17 protein-coding genes are annotated in these 18,507 nt (G+C 69.6%); 6 read left to right on the top strand and 11 right to left on the bottom strand.

The annotated features are described in order from the left end of the window. Window positions 1–5: 5 nt before the first annotated feature. The 6 genes from hsaD to ACTWQN_RS27545 all read right to left on the bottom strand — a co-directional run bounded on the left by hsaD (window position 6) and on the right by ACTWQN_RS27545 (window position 6,451). Window positions 6–866, bottom strand: a complete 861-nt coding sequence (gene hsaD, locus ACTWQN_RS27520; protein ID WP_443206484.1) for a 4,5:9,10-diseco-3-hydroxy-5,9,17-trioxoandrosta-1(10),2-diene-4-oate hydrolase — start codon at window positions 864–866, stop codon at window positions 6–8. Then, window positions 866–2,038 carry a 3-hydroxy-9,10-secoandrosta-1,3,5(10)-triene-9,17-dione monooxygenase oxygenase subunit gene (gene hsaA / locus ACTWQN_RS27525; protein WP_443206485.1) on the bottom strand — a complete coding sequence of 391 codons (1,173 nt, stop codon included), beginning with the start codon at window positions 2,036–2,038 and terminating at the stop codon, window positions 866–868. The genes hsaD and hsaA overlap by 1 nt, the downstream gene beginning before the upstream one ends. A gap of 44 nt (window positions 2,039–2,082) precedes the next feature. Next, a complete protein-coding gene (dmpG, locus tag ACTWQN_RS27530) occupies window positions 2,083–3,129 on the bottom strand; it encodes a 4-hydroxy-2-oxovalerate aldolase (RefSeq protein WP_443206486.1) in 1,047 nt (348 codons plus the stop codon). Next, the gene (locus ACTWQN_RS27535; RefSeq protein ID WP_443206487.1) at window positions 3,126–4,013 is read right to left on the bottom strand and encodes an acetaldehyde dehydrogenase (acetylating); all 888 of its coding nucleotides are present in this window, start codon (window positions 4,011–4,013) and stop codon (window positions 3,126–3,128) included. The genes dmpG and ACTWQN_RS27535 overlap by 4 nt, the downstream gene beginning before the upstream one ends. Before the next feature lie 64 nt (window positions 4,014–4,077). Beyond that, window positions 4,078–4,866, bottom strand: a complete 789-nt coding sequence (locus tag ACTWQN_RS27540) for a 2-keto-4-pentenoate hydratase (protein ID WP_443206488.1) — start codon at window positions 4,864–4,866, stop codon at window positions 4,078–4,080. After that, window positions 4,853–6,451, bottom strand: coding sequence for an FAD-binding protein (locus ACTWQN_RS27545; RefSeq protein WP_443206489.1), 1,599 nt, complete (start codon window positions 6,449–6,451; stop codon window positions 4,853–4,855). The genes ACTWQN_RS27540 and ACTWQN_RS27545 overlap by 14 nt, the downstream gene beginning before the upstream one ends. Window positions 6,452–6,596: 145 nt before the next feature. On the opposite strand from ACTWQN_RS27545, the gene kstD reads away from it, so the two are divergent. From kstD to ACTWQN_RS27570, 5 genes are all read left to right on the top strand, one after another. Next, window positions 6,597–8,273: a 3-oxosteroid 1-dehydrogenase gene (kstD, locus tag ACTWQN_RS27550; RefSeq protein WP_443206490.1), complete on the top strand. Its 1,677-nt coding sequence runs from the start codon at window positions 6,597–6,599 to the stop codon at window positions 8,271–8,273. A gap of 14 nt (window positions 8,274–8,287) precedes the next feature. After that, window positions 8,288–9,430: a 3-ketosteroid-9-alpha-monooxygenase, oxygenase component gene (locus tag ACTWQN_RS27555; RefSeq protein ID WP_443206502.1), complete on the top strand. Its 1,143-nt coding sequence runs from the start codon at window positions 8,288–8,290 to the stop codon at window positions 9,428–9,430. Then, the gene (locus ACTWQN_RS27560) at window positions 9,430–9,783 is read left to right on the top strand and encodes a hypothetical protein (RefSeq protein WP_443206491.1); all 354 of its coding nucleotides are present in this window, start codon (window positions 9,430–9,432) and stop codon (window positions 9,781–9,783) included. The genes ACTWQN_RS27555 and ACTWQN_RS27560 overlap by 1 nt, the downstream gene beginning before the upstream one ends. Window positions 9,784–9,921: 138 nt before the next feature. Then, entirely contained in the window at window positions 9,922–10,926 is a 1,005-nt protein-coding gene (locus ACTWQN_RS27565; protein ID WP_443206492.1) for a 2Fe-2S iron-sulfur cluster-binding protein, read from the top strand. 236 nt (window positions 10,927–11,162) lie between these two features. After that, window positions 11,163–12,137: a helix-turn-helix transcriptional regulator gene (locus ACTWQN_RS27570; RefSeq protein WP_443206493.1), complete on the top strand. Its 975-nt coding sequence runs from the start codon at window positions 11,163–11,165 to the stop codon at window positions 12,135–12,137. A gap of 417 nt (window positions 12,138–12,554) precedes the next feature. Here the strand turns inward: ACTWQN_RS27570 and ACTWQN_RS27575 are convergent, their stop codons facing one another. From ACTWQN_RS27575 to ACTWQN_RS27595, 5 genes are read right to left on the bottom strand one after another with little or no spacing between them, the layout of a single operon-like run. Continuing rightward, complete coding sequence (locus ACTWQN_RS27575; RefSeq protein ID WP_443206494.1) at window positions 12,555–13,727, bottom strand: lipid-transfer protein; 1,173 nt, start codon at window positions 13,725–13,727, stop codon at window positions 12,555–12,557. Continuing rightward, complete coding sequence (locus tag ACTWQN_RS27580; RefSeq protein WP_443206495.1) at window positions 13,724–14,149, bottom strand: MaoC family dehydratase; 426 nt, start codon at window positions 14,147–14,149, stop codon at window positions 13,724–13,726. The genes ACTWQN_RS27575 and ACTWQN_RS27580 overlap by 4 nt, the downstream gene beginning before the upstream one ends. A gap of 40 nt (window positions 14,150–14,189) precedes the next feature. Continuing rightward, complete coding sequence (locus ACTWQN_RS27585) at window positions 14,190–15,146, bottom strand: bifunctional MaoC family dehydratase N-terminal/OB-fold nucleic acid binding domain-containing protein (RefSeq protein WP_443206496.1); 957 nt, start codon at window positions 15,144–15,146, stop codon at window positions 14,190–14,192. A gap of 12 nt (window positions 15,147–15,158) precedes the next feature. Next, window positions 15,159–16,331 (bottom strand): acyl-CoA dehydrogenase family protein, encoded by a 1,173-nt coding sequence (locus ACTWQN_RS27590; protein WP_443206497.1) that lies wholly within the window; start codon window positions 16,329–16,331, stop codon window positions 15,159–15,161. Window positions 16,332–16,341: 10 nt separating this feature from the next. Next, window positions 16,342–17,400, bottom strand: a complete 1,059-nt coding sequence (locus ACTWQN_RS27595; protein WP_443206503.1) for an acyl-CoA dehydrogenase family protein — start codon at window positions 17,398–17,400, stop codon at window positions 16,342–16,344. 204 nt (window positions 17,401–17,604) lie between these two features. Here ACTWQN_RS27595 and ACTWQN_RS27600 point away from each other — a divergent pair, with 204 nt between their 5' ends. Next, the gene (locus ACTWQN_RS27600; RefSeq protein ID WP_443206498.1) at window positions 17,605–18,288 is read left to right on the top strand and encodes a class I SAM-dependent methyltransferase; all 684 of its coding nucleotides are present in this window, start codon (window positions 17,605–17,607) and stop codon (window positions 18,286–18,288) included. Window positions 18,289–18,507 lie beyond the last annotated feature (219 nt).

Consider the following 18,507-nt stretch of genomic DNA (forward strand, 5'->3'; position numbering starts at 1 on the left):
CTCCGTCACGGCTCCAGCAGGAAATCCGTGGCGATCCGGTTGAATTCGGCGAACTTCTCCAGCTGCGCCCAGTGCCCGCACCTGCCGAAGACGTGCAGTTGGGCGCGCGGGATCAGCTTCAGCGCGACGAGCGCCCCGTCCAGCGGGTTCACCCGGTCTTCCCGACCCCAGATCAGCAGCACCCGTTGGCGCAGCCGGTACGCCTCCCGCCACAGCATGCCTTCTTCGAAGGTGTCCGGATGCGTGAACGACGCGCCCATCGCCCGCATCGCCGCCAGCGATTCGGGTGCGGCAGCGGCGGCGTAGCGTTCCTCGATCAGCTCGTCGGTGATCAGCGACTGGTCGTAGACCATCGTGCGCAGGAAGGCGGCGAGTTTTTCCTTGCTGGGCCCCGGAGGTGCGCCGAAGGCGCTGAGCTTGCGCACCCCTTCGGTGGGATCGGGCGCGAAAACGTTGAGGCTGAGCCCGCCGGGTCCCATCAGCACCAGTCGTCCGGCGCAGTCGGGGTGGTCCAGCGCGAATCGCACCGCCGTCCCGCCGCCCAGCGAGTTGCCCAGCAGATGCACCCGCGACAGGCCCAGTTCGTCGAGCAGGTCCAGCAACGCGGTGGCGCTGTGGGTGAAGTACTGGCCGTGTTCGGTCGGCTTGTCGGAGCGGCCGAAACCGGGTTGGTCGACCGCGATGGTGTGGAAGTCCGCCGCGAAAATCCCGATGTTCCGGGAGAAGTTGCTCCACGACGAGGCGCCTGGGCCGCCGCCGTGCAACATGACCACTGGGGACTTCTCCGGATCTCCTGCCTCGTGGTAGTGCAGCGTCAGCCCGGAGCGCAGTTTCGCGGTCCGGCTCGTCGTGTCGAAGTTGATCATCAGACCATCGAATCCTTAATCGGGACACCGAATTCACCCGAGCCGAACATGGTGTAGGCCCGCTCCTGGTCGTTGGCCGCGTGCACCCGACCGGCGTGCGCATCGCGCCAGAACCGCTGGATGGGCGTGCCCGACCACAGCGCACGTCCGCCGGAGTTCTCGAAGAGCCGGTCGATCGCCGAGATCGCCCGCGCGGTGCCGCGCACCTGGTCGCGACGCGCGCGCAGCCGCAGCGACATCGGAACCTGCTCGCCCGCGCTCACCAGCGCGAATTCTTCGGCCAGGTTGTTGGTCAACTGCAGCCACGCGGCGTCGATCTCGCTGGCGGCCTCGGCGATGCGCACCTTGGCGAACGGGTCGTCCTTGACCTTCTCGCCCGCGAACGCCGCCCGCACCCGCTCGCCCTGGTACGCCACGTGCGCGTCGTAGGCGCCCTGGGCCATGCCGATGATCGGTGCCGTGATCGTCGAGGGATGCACTGTCCCCCAAGGGAGTTTGTAGAGCGGCGCGGTGTTCACCAGGTGGCCGGGGCACTGGGTCTTGGACATCGCCACGAAGCTGAGCACCCGGTGTTCGGGGATGAACACGTCGTCCACCACGATGTCGTTGCTACCGGTGCCGCGCAGACCGACGGTGTCCCACACGTCCTCGATCCGGTAGTCGCCGAGCGGCAGCAGGTACGTGCAGAAGTCGACCGGTTTGCCTTCGCCGTCCAGCGCCGGGCCGCCGAGGAACACCCACGACGCGTGGTCGCAGCCGGAGGAGAAGCTCCACCGCCCGGTGAGGCGGTAGCCGCCCTCGACGACCGTCGCCTTGCCGGTCGGGGCGTACGAGGACGAGACCCGGGTCGCCGGATCGCTGCCCCACACGTCGTCCTGCGCCTGCTCCGGGAACAGCGCCAGGTGCCACGGGTGCACCCCGAGGATCGAGGCCACCCATCCGGTCGAACCGCAGGCGCTGCCGAGGAGTTTGACCGCCGCGTAGAAGTCCAGCGGATCGGCCTCGTAGCCGCCGTAGCGTTCCGGTTGCAGCAGCGCGAAGAACCCGATCTCCTGCAACGCGCCGATGGTCTCCTCCGGGATCTTGCGCGCGTCCTCGGCCTTCTGCGCGCGGTCCCGCAGCAGCGGCAGGAGTTCCCGCACCCGTTCGACGACTGCTCCACTGTCCTTCATCGGCCGCTCCCGTTTCCCGAGTCACCACAGGCTAGAACACGTTCTCATTCGTGTCGATGCTCGCGCTGCAGCTCCAGCGCGATGTCGATCAGCTGGTCCTCCTGCCCGCCGACGAGCTTGCGCTGCCCCGCGCGCACCAGCAGCGCGGCCTCGCTGACGCCGTAGCGCCGCGCCTGCTGGGTGGCGTGCTTGAGGAAACTGGAGTACACCCCGGCGTAGCCCATCATCAGCGCCGAGCGGTCCAGCAGGCATTCTTCGGGCATCGCCGGGCGCACCACGTCCTCGGCGGCGTCGGCGACGGCGAAGAAATCGACCCCGGTGCGGATGCCGAGCTTGTCGCACACGGCCACGAACGCCTCGACCGGTGTGTTCCCGGCCCCGGCGCCGAAACGGCGGGCACTGCCGTCGATCTGCACCGCACCGGCGCGGGCCGCGGCAACCGAGTTCGCCACCGCGACACCGAGGTTCTCGTGACCGTGGAAGCCGATCTGGGCCTCGCCGCCGACTTCCGCGATGAGCGCGGACACCCGCGCGGCGACCTGTTCGAGCACCAGCGCCCCGGCCGAGTCGACGACGTAGACGCACTGGCAGCCCGCGTCGACCATGATCCGCGCCTGCCCGGCCAGCGCTTCCGGCGGCTGGGAATGCGCCATCATCAGGAATCCGACGGTCTCCAGACCCAGTTCGCGCGCCAGGCCGAAGTGCTGCACCGACACGTCGGCTTCGGTGCAGTGCGTGGCGATCCGGCAGACCGAGGCGCCGTTGTCGCGGGCGATGGCGATGTCGTCGGTGACCCCGACGCCGGGCAGCATGAGCACGGCGATCTTGGCCTGTCGCGCGGTTTCGGCGGCGATGGTGATCAGTTCTTGTTCTGGCGTGCGGGAGAACCCGTAGTTGAACGACGAGCCGCCCAGTCCGTCGCCGTGGGTCACCTCGATGACCGGTACACCCGCGCCGTCGAGGGCGGCCACGATGTCGCGCACCTCGGTCGCGGTGAACTGGTGTCGCTTGTGGTGCGATCCGTCGCGCAGCGAGGTGTCGGTGATCCGCACGTCCAGGGCGTCGGAGTAGGTGTTGGGCAGACCGGTCACCGCACTGCCTCCTTGATCGTGAGCTCTTCGCCGACCCGCACCGCGGCCGCGGTCATGATGTCCAGGTTCCCGGCGTACGGCGGCAGGAAATCACCGGCGCCCTCGACCTCGACGAAGATCGCCACCCGCGCCATGCCGCCGGTGGTCGCCGATGGCGCGTCGAACTGCGGCTCGACCAGCAGGCGGTAGCCGGGCACGTATTCGGCGATTTCGGCGGCCATCTTGGTGATCGACGTGCCGATCGCGTCGGTGTCGGCGTCGGCCGGGATGGCGCAGAAGATGGTGTCGCGCATGATCACCGGCGGATCGGCCGGGTTGAGCACGATGATCGCCTTGCCGCGCTTGGCCCCGCCGAGGACCTCGATGCCGGTGCCGGTGGTGCGGGTGAACTCGTCGATGTTGGCCCGCGTGCCCGGTCCGGCCGACACCGAGGCCACCGATGCGACGATTTCGGCGTAGTCGACCGGAACCACCCGCGACACGGCTTGCACCATCGGGATGGTGGCCTGGCCGCCGCAGGTGATCAGGTTCAGGTTCGGCGCGTCGAGGTGCTGGTCGAGGTTGACCGGTGGCACCACGTAGGGGCCGACGGCGGCCGGGGTGAGGTCGATGGCGCGGATGCCCGCCGCGGCGTAGCGGGGCGCGTTCGCCCGGTGCACCTTCGCCGAGGTCGCCTCGAAAACCACGTCGGGACGGTGGTTTTCGAGCAGCCAGTCCACCCCTGCCGCACTCGCCGCCACCCCGAGCTCGGTCGCCCGGCGCAGCCCGGCGCTGTCCGGGTCGATGCCGACCATCCAGCGGGGTTCGAGGTGCGCGGACCGGCTCAGCTTGTAGAGCAGGTCGGTGCCGATGTTGCCGGATCCGACGATCGCCGCGGTCGCCATGCCGCCTCCTTTCTGCAGGTCAGGTGTCGTGAGTGCGAAAACCGGTTGGATCCGGTTCTCGCACTCACGACCCGAAGGACACCGCCACGGAGCCGATTTCGGCTCCCTCGCAGTGGAAATCGGCCCGGAAGTCGTCGCCCGGGCGGGCGTCGATCGCGCGGGTGCAGGAGCCGGGCAGCACGATGTTCCCGGCCCGCAGCCGGACGCCGAAGGCCCCGACCTTGCGGGCCAGCCAGGCGACGGCGGTGGCCGGATTGCCCAGCACCGCATCGGATCTGCCGCGCTCGATGGCCTCGCCGCCCCGCCACAGCACCACCTCGATGCCGCGCGGGTCCACGGAGTTCGGATCGATCCGGGCCGCACCGAGGGCGAACCCGGCAGAGGACGCGTTGTCGGCGATCGTGTCCACCAGGCTGATCCGCCAGTCCGCGATCCGGCTGTCGATCAGCTCGATCGCGGGCACCAGCGCCTCCGTGGCGGCCAGCACGTCGGCTTCGGTGCATTCCGCGGGCAGATCGGCGCCGAGCAGGAACCCGACCTCGACCTCCACGCGGGGCACGCAGTACCGCCGGGGATCGACTGGCTCGCCTCCGGGCAGCCGCATGCTCGCCAGCAGGTGCCCGTAGTCGGGTTCGGAAACACCCATCATCTGCTGCATGACCGGCGAGGTCAGCCCGACCTTGTGCCCCACGACCGGCTCGTCGCGGCGCCGCACGTTCAGCAGTTGCACCGCGTAGGCGTCGAACGCGTCGAGCTGCGGATTCGTCTCCACCAGCGGCGGGATGGGTGTCCGATCGCGTTCGGCTTCCCAGAGCCGCCGCGCCGCCTCGGCGCGTGCCTCAGGTGTCAGCATCCGTCAACCCTTTCGCCGAGTTGAGCCCGGCCCGACGGCCGGAGAACACGCAGTCGGCCAACGACAGTCCGCTGATGTAGGAGTTCGAGCACACCCCGACCGCGGTGCGCCCGGCGGCGAACAGGCCGGGGATCGTGCCGCCCTGCTCGCTGCGCACCCCGCCGGTGTCCTCGTCGACGAGCAGCCCGCCGAGGGTGAGCATCGGGCACGGGTAGGCCGGGCGAGGTCGGATCGAGACGTCCAGCAGCGCGAACGGTGGCTGTTCCAGGGATTGCACGAACTCCTCCGGTTTTCCCGCAGGATCGGGTTTTCCGGTGCGAGCAGCCTCGTTGTAATCGTCCACGGTGGCCCTCAACGCATCGGCGTCGACACCTGCCTTGGCGGCCACCGCATCGAGCGTCCTGCCGGTCGCCGCGGTGGCGAGCAGGTAGTGCGCTTGCAATCGCTGGAACCACACCGTCTGGCTGCGCAACTGGTCCTTGGCCTGCTGCCGCAACCGCTGGTCGATCAGCAGCCAGCCGCGTCCGCCGGGTGCCTCGACGAGCGCGCGTCCGTGCGCCGCGCCGTAGCGGGACTCATCACCGATCCGCTGACCGCGCTGGTCGACGAGCACGCCGCCGAGCATCGCGCTGGGCGGGCTGATGAACCGCCACGCGGAGACCCGGTCCATCTTGCCGAGCGCACCACCAACGCCCTGTCCCAGCCTGATCCCGCTACCGTCGTCGCCGCGCGTGCCCAACGGCAGTCCGCCCCGGTAGGCGGGGGCGAATCGGCGCATCATCGCCCGGTTCGCCACGAAGCCGCCCGCGGCCAGGACCACCGCCCGGTCCGCGTGGATCCGCACCGGCTCGGCGTAGCGCTGCTCCAGCCGCTCGACCGCGCGGTGCAGCAGCCGCGCCAGTTTCGGCAGGTACATCCCGGGTTTGGCCGCGACGCGGCCCAGCAACCGGTGCACCCGACCAGCGGCCCCGCCGAGCCGCTCGCAGTCGACGGCGCAGACCCGACCGTCGGCGTCCAGGACCAGTTCTCGCGCCCGGGTTTGGGTGAGCACCTGGATCCCGGTGCCGCGCACCGCAGCGGCGAGCGCCGAGAACAGCACCTTTCCCGAGGTGCCGCGGCCTTTGGCGCGGTGCCCGCGCGGGGCGGGTGGTGCGATGTCGCGGAATCCGCCCGCCGCTTCGCTGCCCGAGTAGTAGAGGTAGTGCCGGTTGCTCGGATACGACGTCTTGTACGGGCAGAGGCTGCCCTCGAACGGCACTCCCTGCCGCTCCAGCCAGCCGATCAGATCGGCACTGGACTCGCAGAACCGGCGCAGGGTGTCGGCGCTGACCGCGTCCCCGACTTCCTGCCGCAGGTAGGCGTACATCGCCTCGGCCGTGTCCGACACCCCGGCCGCCCGCTGCTGCCGCGTGCCGCCTCCGGCGTAGACCACACCGCCGGACAACGCGCTCGCGCCCCCGCCGTGGAACCGGTCGAGCACCACGACCCGAGCTCCGGCGCGGGCGGCTTCGAGTGCCGCGCAGGCTCCGGCCACGCCGAAGCCGACGATCACCACATCGGCGTGCAATGCGCTGCGCTGGACCATCGCACCCTCACTGGTTTGAAACAGGTTCTTTTCAGCTCGACTGCGGAACAACTGCCTGTTTTCTGGCTACACCATAGCGCTACTGGCATCAAAATCTATAACATGTTTCAGTATGGTTCGCGAGGCTGTTCGGGAGGGAGGTGCGATGACCGCAGCAACGCCTGACACCCGCTCGGAGTTCGACGTCGTCGTGGTCGGCAGCGGTGCCGCCGGGATGACGGCGGCGTTGACCGCGGCCCAGCACGGGCTCGATGCGGTGGTCGTGGAGAAGGCCGCCCGGTTCGGCGGTTCCACGGCCCGCTCCGGGGGCGGCGTGTGGATACCGAACAACCACGTGCTGGCCGAGGCGGGCATCGTCGACAGCCCGGAGGCCGCCAGCACCTACCTCGCCCACATCGTCGGCGAAGCGGTGAGCCGCGAACGGCAGCAGGCCTTCCTGGCAGGCGGTCCGCGGATGCTCGCCGAAGTGCTGCCGAGCACCCCGCTGCGGATGCGCTGGGTGACCGATTACGCCGACTACTACCCGGAAGCTCCCGGCGGCCGGGTGCGCGGGCGGTCCATCGAACCGGCGCCGCTGGATGGCCGGATCCTCGGCGACCTGCTGCCCGACCTCGAACGCAACTACGGCAGGGCGGCGCCGAACCTGGTGATCACGCAAGCCGACTTCCGGTGGCTGAACCTGCTCGCCCGGCATCCGCGCGGCCCGCTGCGCGCGCTGCGCGTCGGCCTGCGTTGGCTGCTGGCCCGCGCTCGCGGCCAGCACCTGCTGGCGCTCGGCCAAGCGCTGGCCGCCGGACTGCGGGTGGGGCTGCGCGACGCCGGAGTTCCGGTGTGGCTGGGCACCCCGCTGATCGGCCTGCACCGGGACGGCGACCGGATCACCGGCGTCGTCGTCGAACAGCACGGCGAGCAGCGGATGTTGTTGGCAAGACGGGGAATCGTGCTGGCGGCCGGAGGTTTCGAGCACAACGAGCCGATGCGCAAGCAGCACCAACGAGCACCCATTGGTACACAATGGACGGTTGGGGCCAAGGGCAACACCGGCGATGCGATCACCGCCGCGCAGCGGCTCGGGGCGGCGGTCGAGCTGATGGACGACGCCTGGTGGGGTCCGTCGATCCCGCTGCCCGGCGGCCCCTGGTTCTGCCTCGCCGAACGGACCCTGCCCGGTTGCATCATGATCAACGGCCAGGGTCGACGATTCGTCAACGAGGCCGCACCGTACGTCGACGCGGTGCACGCCATGTACGGGGCGGGTGACGGTCCCGCGCAGCACATGCCGACCTGGCTGATCGCCGACCAGCGCTACCGCAACCGGTACATGTTCGCCGGGCTGGGGCCGCGGCAGTCCTTCCCCGGCCGCTGGTACCAGAGCGGAGCCATCCAGCGCGCCAGCACCATCGAGGCCTTGGCCGAACGCATCGAGGTACCGGCCGATGCGCTGCGCGAAACGATCGAACGGTTCAACACCTTCGCGCGCAGCGGCGTGGACGCCGACTTCCAGCGCGGCGCCTCCGGATACGACCACTACTACGGCGATCCGCGCAACCGGCCCAATCCGAGCCTGGGCGCAGTGGAGGTCGCGCCGTTCTACGCGGTGAAGATCGTGCCGGGCGACCTGGGCACCAAGGGCGGACTGCGCACCGACGCGCACGCCCGGGTGCTGCGCGAGGACGGCACACCCATCGACGGCCTGTACGCGGCGGGCAACACCAGCGCCGCCGTGATGGGCCACACCTACGCCGGACCGGGCGCGACCCTCGGTCCCGCGATGACTTTCGGATACCTCGCCGCTCGGCACCTAGCGACCGAGGCGGTATGAGCGAAAGGGACGAGATGACGGCGGTAAGCAACGGCCACGACGAGGTGCGCACCATCGACGTCGGGACCCCACCGACCCGATTCGCACGCGGCTGGCACTGCCTCGGACCGGCCGACTGGTTCAAGGACGGCAAGCCGCACGCGGTGGAGGCCTTCGGCACCAAGCTCGTGGTGTTCCAGGGCGAGGACGGTCGTCTGGGCGTGCTCGACGGGTACTGCAGGCACATGGGCGGCGATCTCACCCAGGGCACCGTCAAGGGCAACGCGGTCGCCTGCCCGTTCCACGACTGGCGTTGGGCTGCCAACGGGCGCTGCGTCGCGATCCCCTACGCCAAGCGGATTCCGCTGCGCGCCCGGACCAAGGCGTGGCTGGCGATGGAGGAGAACAAGCAGCTGTTCGTCTGGCACGACCCGCAGGGCAATCCACCGCCGGAGCACGTCACGATTCCGCGCCTGCCGGAGGCGTTCTCCAGCGAGTGGAGCAACTGGACCTGGGACACTGTGCGCATCGAGGGTTCGCACTGCCGCGAGATCGTCGACAACGTGGTGGACATGGCGCACTTCTTCTACATCCACTTCGCGTTCCCGACCTACTTCAAGAACGTCTTCGAAGGCCACGTCGCCAGCCAGTACCTGACCACCAAGGGACGCCCGGACATCGGCTCGGGCAGCTATTCCGGCAGTGACAACATGGTCCGCTCGGAGGCGTCCTACTACGGTCCGTCGTACATGATCGACCGGTTGTGGAACAACTACCGGGGCACCCTCATCGAAACCATCCTGATCAACTGCCACTACCCGGTGACCGCGGATTCGTTCGTGCTGCAGTGGGGCGTGCTGGTCAAGAAGCTGCCCGGACTCTCCGACGAGCAGGCCGACAAGCTGGCGGGCAAGATCGCCAAGAACACCGGGGTCGGGTTCCTGCAGGACGTGGAGATCTGGCGGAACAAGACCCGCATCGACAATCCGCTGCTGTGCGAGGAAGACGGCCCGGTCTACCAGTTGCGGCGCTGGTACGAGCAGTTCTACGTGGACGTCGAGGACGTCGGCGACGACATGGTCGCGCGGTTCGAGTTCGAAGTGGACACCACGCGGGCCAACGAGGTGTGGGAACGGGAAGTCGCGGACAACCTCGCGCGCAGGGCGGCGGAGAGCTGATGCCGACCTGGGCCAAGGCACCGGATTTCGCCGACCAGCCGCGGACGCTGGCCAGGGTGCGCGAAGCCACGGCCACCGATCGGGAGGACTACCTGCGCTCGGGGCTGTGCCTGATCCAGTGCGGGCGCTGCGGTATCCGGGTGCTGGCGAAGAAGAACAGCCCCCAGCACACCAGCATCCAGTGGACCACCGACGGCACCCGCCAGTGCGCGGCGTTGGCCACCCGAGCCGCGGGTGAGGTCGTCGAATCCTGCCCCGACCTGCAGGCGAGCATCGACTCGGCGGCGCGCGACGGTCGGCTCGCGATGCCGCGAGAACCTGGTGATACCAACGGGAACCGGCGTGCTGGCTGAGGCCGAAGCCACCCCGATCCTGGCGCCGCGCCGGGGCGATGTTGGCGATTTCGCGCGAAATCGCCGGTCCTCGTGCCTGGCTGGGGAGGTGTTCGGCAAACCGATCCGGGTGCACGGTCGAGCCGTTAGGAGCCAGTGATGTCCGAGCCTGCTCGGCTGCGGGTCACCGCGGTCGTCGAGGAGACCCGGGACAGCCGGTCGCTGGTGTTCGAAGCGCCACCGACCTGGTCCTACCGCCCCGGCCAGTTCCTCACCCTGCGAATCCCCAGTGACCACACCGGTTCGGTGGCGCGCAGCTACTCGCTGTCGAGTTCGCCGCATACCGACGAGACGTGGCAGGTCACGGTGAAACGCGCGGGCTACGGCTCGAACTGGTTGTGCGAGAACATCACGGCCGGGACCGCGGTGGACGTGCTGCCACCGGCCGGTGCCTTCACACCCCGCTCGTTGGACGACGACTTGGTGCTGCTCGCGGCCGGGAGCGGGATCACACCGGTCATGTCCATCACCAAATCGGTGCTGGCCGCCGGTTGCGGTCAGGTGGTGCTGATCTACGCCAACCAGGACCAGGATTCGGTTATCTTCGCCACCGAGCTCCGGGACCTCATCGCGCGGTATCCCGATCGGCTGGTGGTCGTGCACTGGCTGGAGTCGGTGCAGGGCCTGCCCCGCGTGTCGGCGCTGCGTGAGCTGGTCCGCCCGTTCGCCGACCGCGAGTGCTTCGTGTGCGGGCCGGGCGGTTTCATGGACGCCACCGCGCAGGCGCTGCGCGAGCTCGACGTGCCGCGCGAGCGCATCCACATCGAGCGGTTCGTCTCCTTGACGCGCAACCCCTTCGAGAAGGCCGAACCGGTTGTCGCGGCGGAGGGCGCCGCGGCCGTCGAGGTCGAACTCGACGGCCAACGCCACCGATTCTCCTGGCCGCGCCAGCAGCGCCTGCTCGACGTGCTGCTGGACAACGGCCTCGACGCACCGTTCTCCTGCCGGGAAGGCGCTTGCAGCGCCTGTGCCTGCCGGATCGATCGCGGCGAGGTGAAGATGGTGCGGAACTCGGTGCTGGACCAGGAAGATCTCGACGACGACATCATCCTGGCCTGCCAGTCCCTACCGATCACCGACGAAGTCCACATCACCTACGAATAGAAGGCGCGCAGATCGGGCCTCGGCGGCACGTGCTCGTGAGTAGAACTCAGGACAGAACCTGTCCTAAACTAGTGGAAGCCTCAACCCCGCCGCACACCACGATCAGGGCGAGGTGAAGGGCACTTTCCACCAAGTAAGTTGGCGAAAGGTGCCCTTCACCTCTCACCCGATCGGCGCGGGACTCGCACCGGTATGCGGATCGCGTTCGACGACAGGCGGTTGAGAGGGTGGATGCCATGACAGCCACATTGCCCGCCCGGTTGCTCCAGTTGTTGTCGCTGCTGCAGAGCCGACGGGAGTGGTCCGGCGCCGAACTCGCCGATCGCCTGGAGGTCACCGGCCGCACGGTGCGCCGCGACATCGACCGGCTGCGGGCACTCGGCTACCCGGTCGATAGCACCACCGGCACCGCTGGCGGATACCGCCTGGCCTCCGGCAAGAACCTGCCCCCGCTGCTGCTCGACGACGACGAGGCGGTGGCGGTGGCCGCCGGACTGCTGACCGCCGCCAGCGGAAGCGTCACCGGCATCGAGGAGAGCTCGATCCGCGCGCTGGCCAAACTGGAACAGGTGCTCCCGGCCCGGCTGCGCGCTCGGGTGGGGGCCGTCTCCGATGCGACGGTGCCGGTGGTGGTGCGCGGCGGGCCGCAGGTCGATGCCGCAACGCTGGCCACCATCGCGGCTGCCTGCCGAGACCGGGAGTTGCTTTCGTTCGACTACGCGAAACGCAGCGGCGCGGCGACATCCCGCCGGGTCGAGCCGCACAACCTGGTCGCGGCGGCTGGGCTCTGGTACCTGGTCGCCTTCGACCCCGAGCAAGACGACTGGCGCACCTTCCGGGTGGACCGCGTCACCCGGCCGCTGGCCACCGGCCGCCGCTTCGAACCCCGTGCCCTACCTGCGGAAAGCGCCGCGGAATACCTCCGGCGCTCGATCGCTGACGCGCCCTACCGCTACACTGCGCAGGTCACGGTGCAGGCCCCTGCCGAAACCGTGCTCGACCACCTGCACCCGCTGCTGCCGCAGCGCGTAACCCCCGTCGGCGATCGCGGTTGCACCGTCCAACTCGGCGAGGACACCCTGCCCGCGATCACGCGGCAGATCATCGAACTGGCCGACCTCGACGCCGAACTCGCCATCGACGCCACGGCCGAACTGCGCGGCCACCTGGACGCGCGGTTGCGCCGGGTGCTCGACGCCCTGTCGCAGTAGACGAAGTCAGATTCCGGCAGAATCGAGCAAGATCGCGATCGGAGGCGTGACGGCCACTGCGTGTACCCGAAATTTCGCCCGAGAGACCGACCGTTTGCACCTTTTCCTCGAAGCGATCTCGGCCGACGTGAGTGCTGAGGGCACGATGATCAGGAGCGAACAATGGGTGTCGGCGGGGTATTCCGGGCCAACTTCGCGTACTACGCGTACCGGAGCGCTCCGCCGCGCAGGCTCCCCGATGTCCCGAGAATGGACGAGTGCCCGGAAGGCGGCGGGCACGTACCGGTGCCGAAACAGGGTGGCGGCGGCCGAATCTGCGCCAAATGCGGGAGGCACTGCTAGTGGCGATTTCGAAATCGCCCGCACTGGCCCCAGCGGACGAAACGGCACCAACTCACCGCGCAGCGGGACAGGTGCTCAAGCCGCCGATAGGACCAGGCCGCTGGTCGGTACGCCGGTACCCGCGGTGACCAGGACGTGCCGGACGTCGTCGACCTGGTTGATCGCGGCACCCCGGATCTGCCGAACCGCTTCGGCGATGCCGTTCATCCCGTGGATGTAGGCCTCGCCGAGCTGCCCGCCGTGGGTGTTCAGCGGCAGTCGTCCACCGAGTTCGATCGCGCCGTCGGCGATGAAGTCCTTCGCCTCGCCGCGTGCGCAGAAGCCGAGTTCCTCCAACTGCACCAACACGAACGGCGTGAAGTGGTCGTAGAGGATGCCGACCTGGATCTCACGCGGCCCGATCCCGGCCTGCTGCCACAGCTTCCGGGCGACCACGCCCATCTCCGGCAGCGCGGCCAGATCGTCGCGGTAGTAGCTGGTCATGGTGAACTGGTCGGCGCCGCTGCCCTGCGCCGCCGCGGCCACCACCGCCGGGGGATGCGGCAGGTCCGCGGCGCGCTCCGGGCTCGTCACCACGATGGCCACGCCGCCGTCGCTCTCCTGGCAGCAGTCCAGCAACCTCAGCGGTTCGGTGATCCAGCGCGAGGCCTGGTGGTCGGCGAGGGTGATCGGCCGCTGGTAGAACCAGGCGTTCGGGTTGGTCGCCGCGTGCTTCCGGTCGGCCACCGCGACGCGGCCGAAGTCGGCGCTGGTGGCGCCGTGGACGTGCATGTAGCGCCGGGCGAACATGGCCACCTGCGCACCCGGCGTGGCCACCCCGAACGGGTAGGACCAGCTGTTGTCCAGTCCCGACGATGTCGGGGCGGCGGCGGCCGCGGTCTGCACCCGGCCGAACCGGTTGCCGGAGCGCTCGTTGAAGGCCCGGTAGCAGACCACGACCTCGGCCATCCCGGTGGCCACCGCCATCGCCGCCTGCTGCACGGTGGCGCACGCGGCACCACCGCCGTAGGAGATCCGGCTGAAGAAGCCCAGCTCCGGGATGCCCAGTTCCCGCGCGACGGCCGTTTCGGCGTTGTTGTCCATGGTGAAGGTCACCAGACCGTCCACATCGGATGGATCCAGGGCGGCGTCCGCGAGCGCCGCCCGGACGGCTTCGGCGGCGAGCTGGAGTTCGCTGCGCCCGGAGTTCTTGGAGAACTCCGTCGCGCCGATCCCGACGATGGCCGCCCGGCCCGAGATCGTGCTCATCGCGCCACCTCCGGCAGTGCCACCCGAACCGTGCCGGTGACGTGCGTGCCGAGGCTGTTGCGGCCCAGCACTTCGACCACCAGCACATCGCCGTCGCGTTCCAGCACCTGGCCGTGCAGGGTGAGCGCGTCGTAGGCGTAGCAGGGCACGCCGAGCTTGATCGCCACCCCGCGCAGCAGCGCCTGCGGTCCGGTCCAGTCGGTGACGTAGCGCTGCACCAGGCCGGTGGTGGTGAGGATGTTGAGGAAGATGTCCTTGGATCCCTTGGCCACCGCCAGGTCGCGGTCGTGGTGGACGTCCTGGAAGTCGCGGGTCGCGATCGCGGTGCTGACCACGAAGGTCGGCGAGACCTCGATGCGTTCCTCCGGTAGCGCGTCGCCGATGCGCACCTCGGCGAGCGAGCGGGTTCGGGCCAGGGTCATGACGCCTCCGGTTCCTCGCGGGACGCTGCCGCGAAACGGGTCACGCATCGAGCCGCCACCCCGGCAGCACCAGTTCGTCGTCGATCCGCTGGAACTCGACCACCACGCGCTGGCCGATCTCGACGTGCTCCGGGTCGACGCCGCGCAGTTCGCCGAGCATCCGCACCCCTTCGTCCAGCTCGACCAGCGCCACGACCAGCGGCAGTTGTTTGCCCGGCACCGGCGGATGGTGGTGGACGACGTAGCTGTAGACCTCGCCGCGCCCTGCCGAGATGAGGCATGTCCGTTTGGTGGCACCGCATTCCGGGCACATCGGCCCCGGTGGATGCCGCAGCAGTCCGCACTGCCCGCAACGTTGGATGCGCAGTTCCCCGGCCGCCGTCCCGGCCCAGAAGTAGGCGGTGTCCTGGTTGATAGCCGGTCGGATGACGTCGGTGCTGGCCGATTGCTGTTGCGGTGGCGCGGTGTTCGCCTCCGGTGGGCGGAACTTCAGGACCCGGAACAGCATCTCGGCGACCGGCTCGGTGCCGACGTACCAGGTGTTGCGGGTGGTGACGAACCAGCCCTCGCCGAGGCCGGTCCGCTTCGGCCCGACGACGCTGTCCAGCCGGGTGGCGACGGTGAGCGCTTCGCCGTGCCGCAGGTACCGGTGGTAGGTCTGCTCGCAGTTGGTCGCCACAACCGAGGTGAACCCGGCTTCGTCCAGTGCGGCCATCATCGCGTAGAGCGGATCGTCCGGATCGCGTTGCGGGTGCAGGCCACCCATCGTCCACACCTGCACCATCGCCGGAGGCGCGACCAGTCCACCGTGGACGGACGCGGCAGCCGCAGCCGCGGAGGTGTAGACGGGGTTCCCGTCGCCGATCGCCTCCACCCAGTTGTTGATCATCGGGAGGTTGACCGGATCACGCGCGGCTCGTGGCGCGCTGGGACCGCGCTGCTGGATGCGGTGCGCGGCGGCGAGGATGGCATCCGCCGCGGTCGTTGTGCTGGTCATGTTCCCTCCGGCTCAGCGCGGCACCCGCGGCAGGTCCAGTCCGGCAGTGGCGATCAGCTCGCGCTGCACCTCGTTGACCCCACCGCCGAAGGTGAGCACCAGGTTTCGCTTGTAGTGCACGTCCAGCCAGCTCATCAGCTCTTCGGTGTCCACATCGGACGGATCGCCGTGCCGTCCGACGACTTCGGCCAGCAGCCGCCCCAGGTGCAGGATGCGCTCCGAGGCGAACACCTTGGTCGCCGAAGCGTCGGCAACGGCCACCGGGCCGAGCGCGGCAGCCGCCGCGACCTGCCAGTTGAGCAGCTCGTTGACCCGTTCGCAGGCCCGCACCCGGGCCAGCACCCGGCGGACGTCGGGCAGTTCGAGCAGCGGCGTGCCCTCCGGCGTGGTCCTGGTCCGCGCCCACTCGCGCACCCGCTCGCGCATCCCGGCGATTCGCCCGGCCGGGCCGAGCATGACGCGCTCGTGGTTGAGCTGCGTGGTGATCAGCCGCCAGCCCGCGTCCTGCTCCCCCACCAGCATCGACGCCGGTACCCGGACGTCCTGGTAGTAGCTGGCGTTGACGTGGTGCGCGCCGTCGCAGGTGATGATCGGCGTCCACGAGTAGCCAGGGTCGCGGGTGTCGACGATCAGGATCGAGATGCCCCGGTGCTTGGGCGCATCGGGGTTGGTCCGGCACGCGAGCCAGATGTAGTCGGCGTCGTGCGCGCCGGTGGTGAAGATCTTCTGGCCGTTGACCACGTAGGATTCGCCGTCGCGCACCGCGGTGGTGCGCAGCGATGCCAGGTCGGTGCCCGCATCGGGCTCGGTGTAGCCGATCGCGAAGTGGATCTCCCCGGCCAGGATCTTGGGCAGGAAGAAGGCCTTCTGCTCCGGGGTTCCGCACGCCTGCAACGTCGGCCCGACGGTCTGCAGGGTCACGGCGGGCAGCTGCACGTCGGCCCGCGCGGCCTCGTTGGCGAAGATCAGCTGTGCCACGTCGCCGAAGCCGCGACCGCCGTACTCGACCGGCCACCCCACGCCGAGCCAGCCGTCCCGGCCCATCCGGCGCACCACGTCGCGATGCGCGCCGCAATGCCGGTCGACCGCCATCCGCTGGCGTTCCTCCGCTGTGACGAGACCGCTGAAGTAGGCGCGCAGTTCGGCTTGCAGGGCGTGTTGCTCAGGGGTGAGTTCGATGAACATGGGCACCTCTTCAAGCCCGCGCCGCGAGCAGGTCCAGGCGGTGTTGCGCACCGCCGACCAATCGGGCCAGGTCGGTGATCAGCGACGAGTAGCGGTGCAGCGGATAGGTGATGTCCAGGCCGAGGCCACCGTGCAGGTGGTGGCAGGTTTGCAGCACCGCCGGGGCCTCTTCGGCCAGCCACCACGCGGCGATGTCGAGGTCTTCGGCCGCGTCGAGTCCCGAACCGAGCCGCCAGCAGGCGGATCCGGCGGCCAGGTGCAGGGTGCGGGCGGCGATGTAGACGTCGGCGATCTGCTGGGCCACCGCCTGGAAAGCCGCCAGCGGCTTGCCGAACTGGTGCCGGGTGCGGACGTGCTCCGCGGTGAGTCCGAGTGCCCCGGCGACCGCACCGTCGCCCATCGCGCAGCTGCCCGCGAGCGCGCACGCGTGCAGATCGTCGAGCACCGCTCGATCCGGTTGCCCACCGAGGAATTCGCCACGGGCGCCTTCGAAGTGGACGGCCCACTCGACGCCGGAGGACGACGGCACCCGGCGCAGCGTGACGCCATCGCCACCGGGATCGACCAGGACGACCCCGGCGCCGCCCGGCGTGCTGACCGACACCAGCATCCGGTGTGCGAGATCGGCGTGCGGCACACCGGTTTTGGTGCCGGTGACCCTCGGCTGAGCACCGAGCGCGGTGGTGCGCGGCGAGCTCGGCAGCGGCGCCGACGGCTCGTTGAGCGCGGCGGTCAACAGCTGGCCGTCCAGCAATCCGTCCTGCTGGGCTGTCGTGCCGTGCCGCGAGATCGGCAGGACGCCGAAGGCCAGCGTGCTCAGCGCCGGTACGTTTGCCGCGGTGCGCCCGATCTCGGTGAGGACGATCGATGTCTCCAGCACGCCGAGCCCAGCTCCACCGAGCCGCTCGGGCACCGCGAGGGTGAGCAGCCCCGCGTCGGCGAGCGCCTTCCAGGTCGCCTCGTCGTAACTGGTTCCATCACGATCGCCGACTCGACCGGCTTCGCGCCGCAGCACGTCGGCGGCCAGACCTTGCACCGCCTGCTGTGTTTCCTCGAACGCGAACTCCATCGGCCCCGCCTCACCCATCGCCATGTAGTGAAACTTGTTCTAGTAGTACCGGGCGGCCGGTCGCAATGCAAGCAGCCGAGCGCGGGGCGAGACGGCTCGACAAGTCCGGTACGAGGCGGCAAATGGCAACAGGTTCTACCGGAACTGCCGCGTTCAGCGGGTAGGATTTCCGGCGTCAGCAGCCCGGACGGACGGAGCACGCACGTGACGCAGGGATCGGCCACCGACCGCGAGCAACACCCACCGATCCCCGCCGAGCTGCGCGAACTCGCCGAACGGGCCACCGGGTTCATGCCCGCCGAAGAGGGGCAGGCGCTCTACGAAGCGGCGCTGGAACACCTCGGCACCGGGCTGGCGGTGGAGATCGGCACCTACTGCGGCAAATCCGCCATCTACCTCGGCGCAGCGGCCCGCCACACCGGCGGCCGGATCGTCACCGTCGACCACCACCGGGGCTCCGAGGAACACCAGCCCGGCTGGGAGTACCACGACCCGGACCTGGTCGATCCGGTCGTCGGAAAACTGGACACGCTGGGCGAATTCCGGCGAACCATCGCCGAAGCCGGGCTGGAGGACGAGGTGACCGCGATCGTCGGCCGCTCCGGCGCGGTCGCCGAGTTCTGGCGCAGCCCGCTGTCGCTGCTGTTCATCGACGGCGGGCACACCGACGCCGCCGCGACCACCGACTACGAGGGCTGGGCCCGGTGGGTCGCCCCGGACGGCGTCCTGGTGATCCACGACGTCTTCCCCAACCCCGACGACGGCGGCCAGGCCCCCTACCGGATCTACCGCCGAGCCCTGGAAACCGGCGCCTTCCGCGAAACCCGGGTCGTCGGCTCCCTCCGCGTCCTGCGGCGCACCACCGGCCAACCCGGCTCCCTCCCCTGACCAGCACCAACCCGTCTTGACCGGCAATTCCGGTGCATAGCAGGTGCGTGATTGGTTTGCGTGGCGGTGCGGGTGGCGGAGCCTCGGTGCCTGTCTTTGAGGTGGTCGTGTCGGGCCGTCCACCTCGGGTGAGGTGGGCGATTTCGCGCGAAATCGCCGTCTCCCACGCGGGGCGGGTGGCGATTTCGCGCGAAATCGCCAGGTCTGCCACCCGCACCG

The organism is Saccharopolyspora antiqui (assembly GCF_052246905.1).
Classification (GTDB): domain Bacteria; phylum Actinomycetota; class Actinomycetes; order Mycobacteriales; family Pseudonocardiaceae; genus Saccharopolyspora.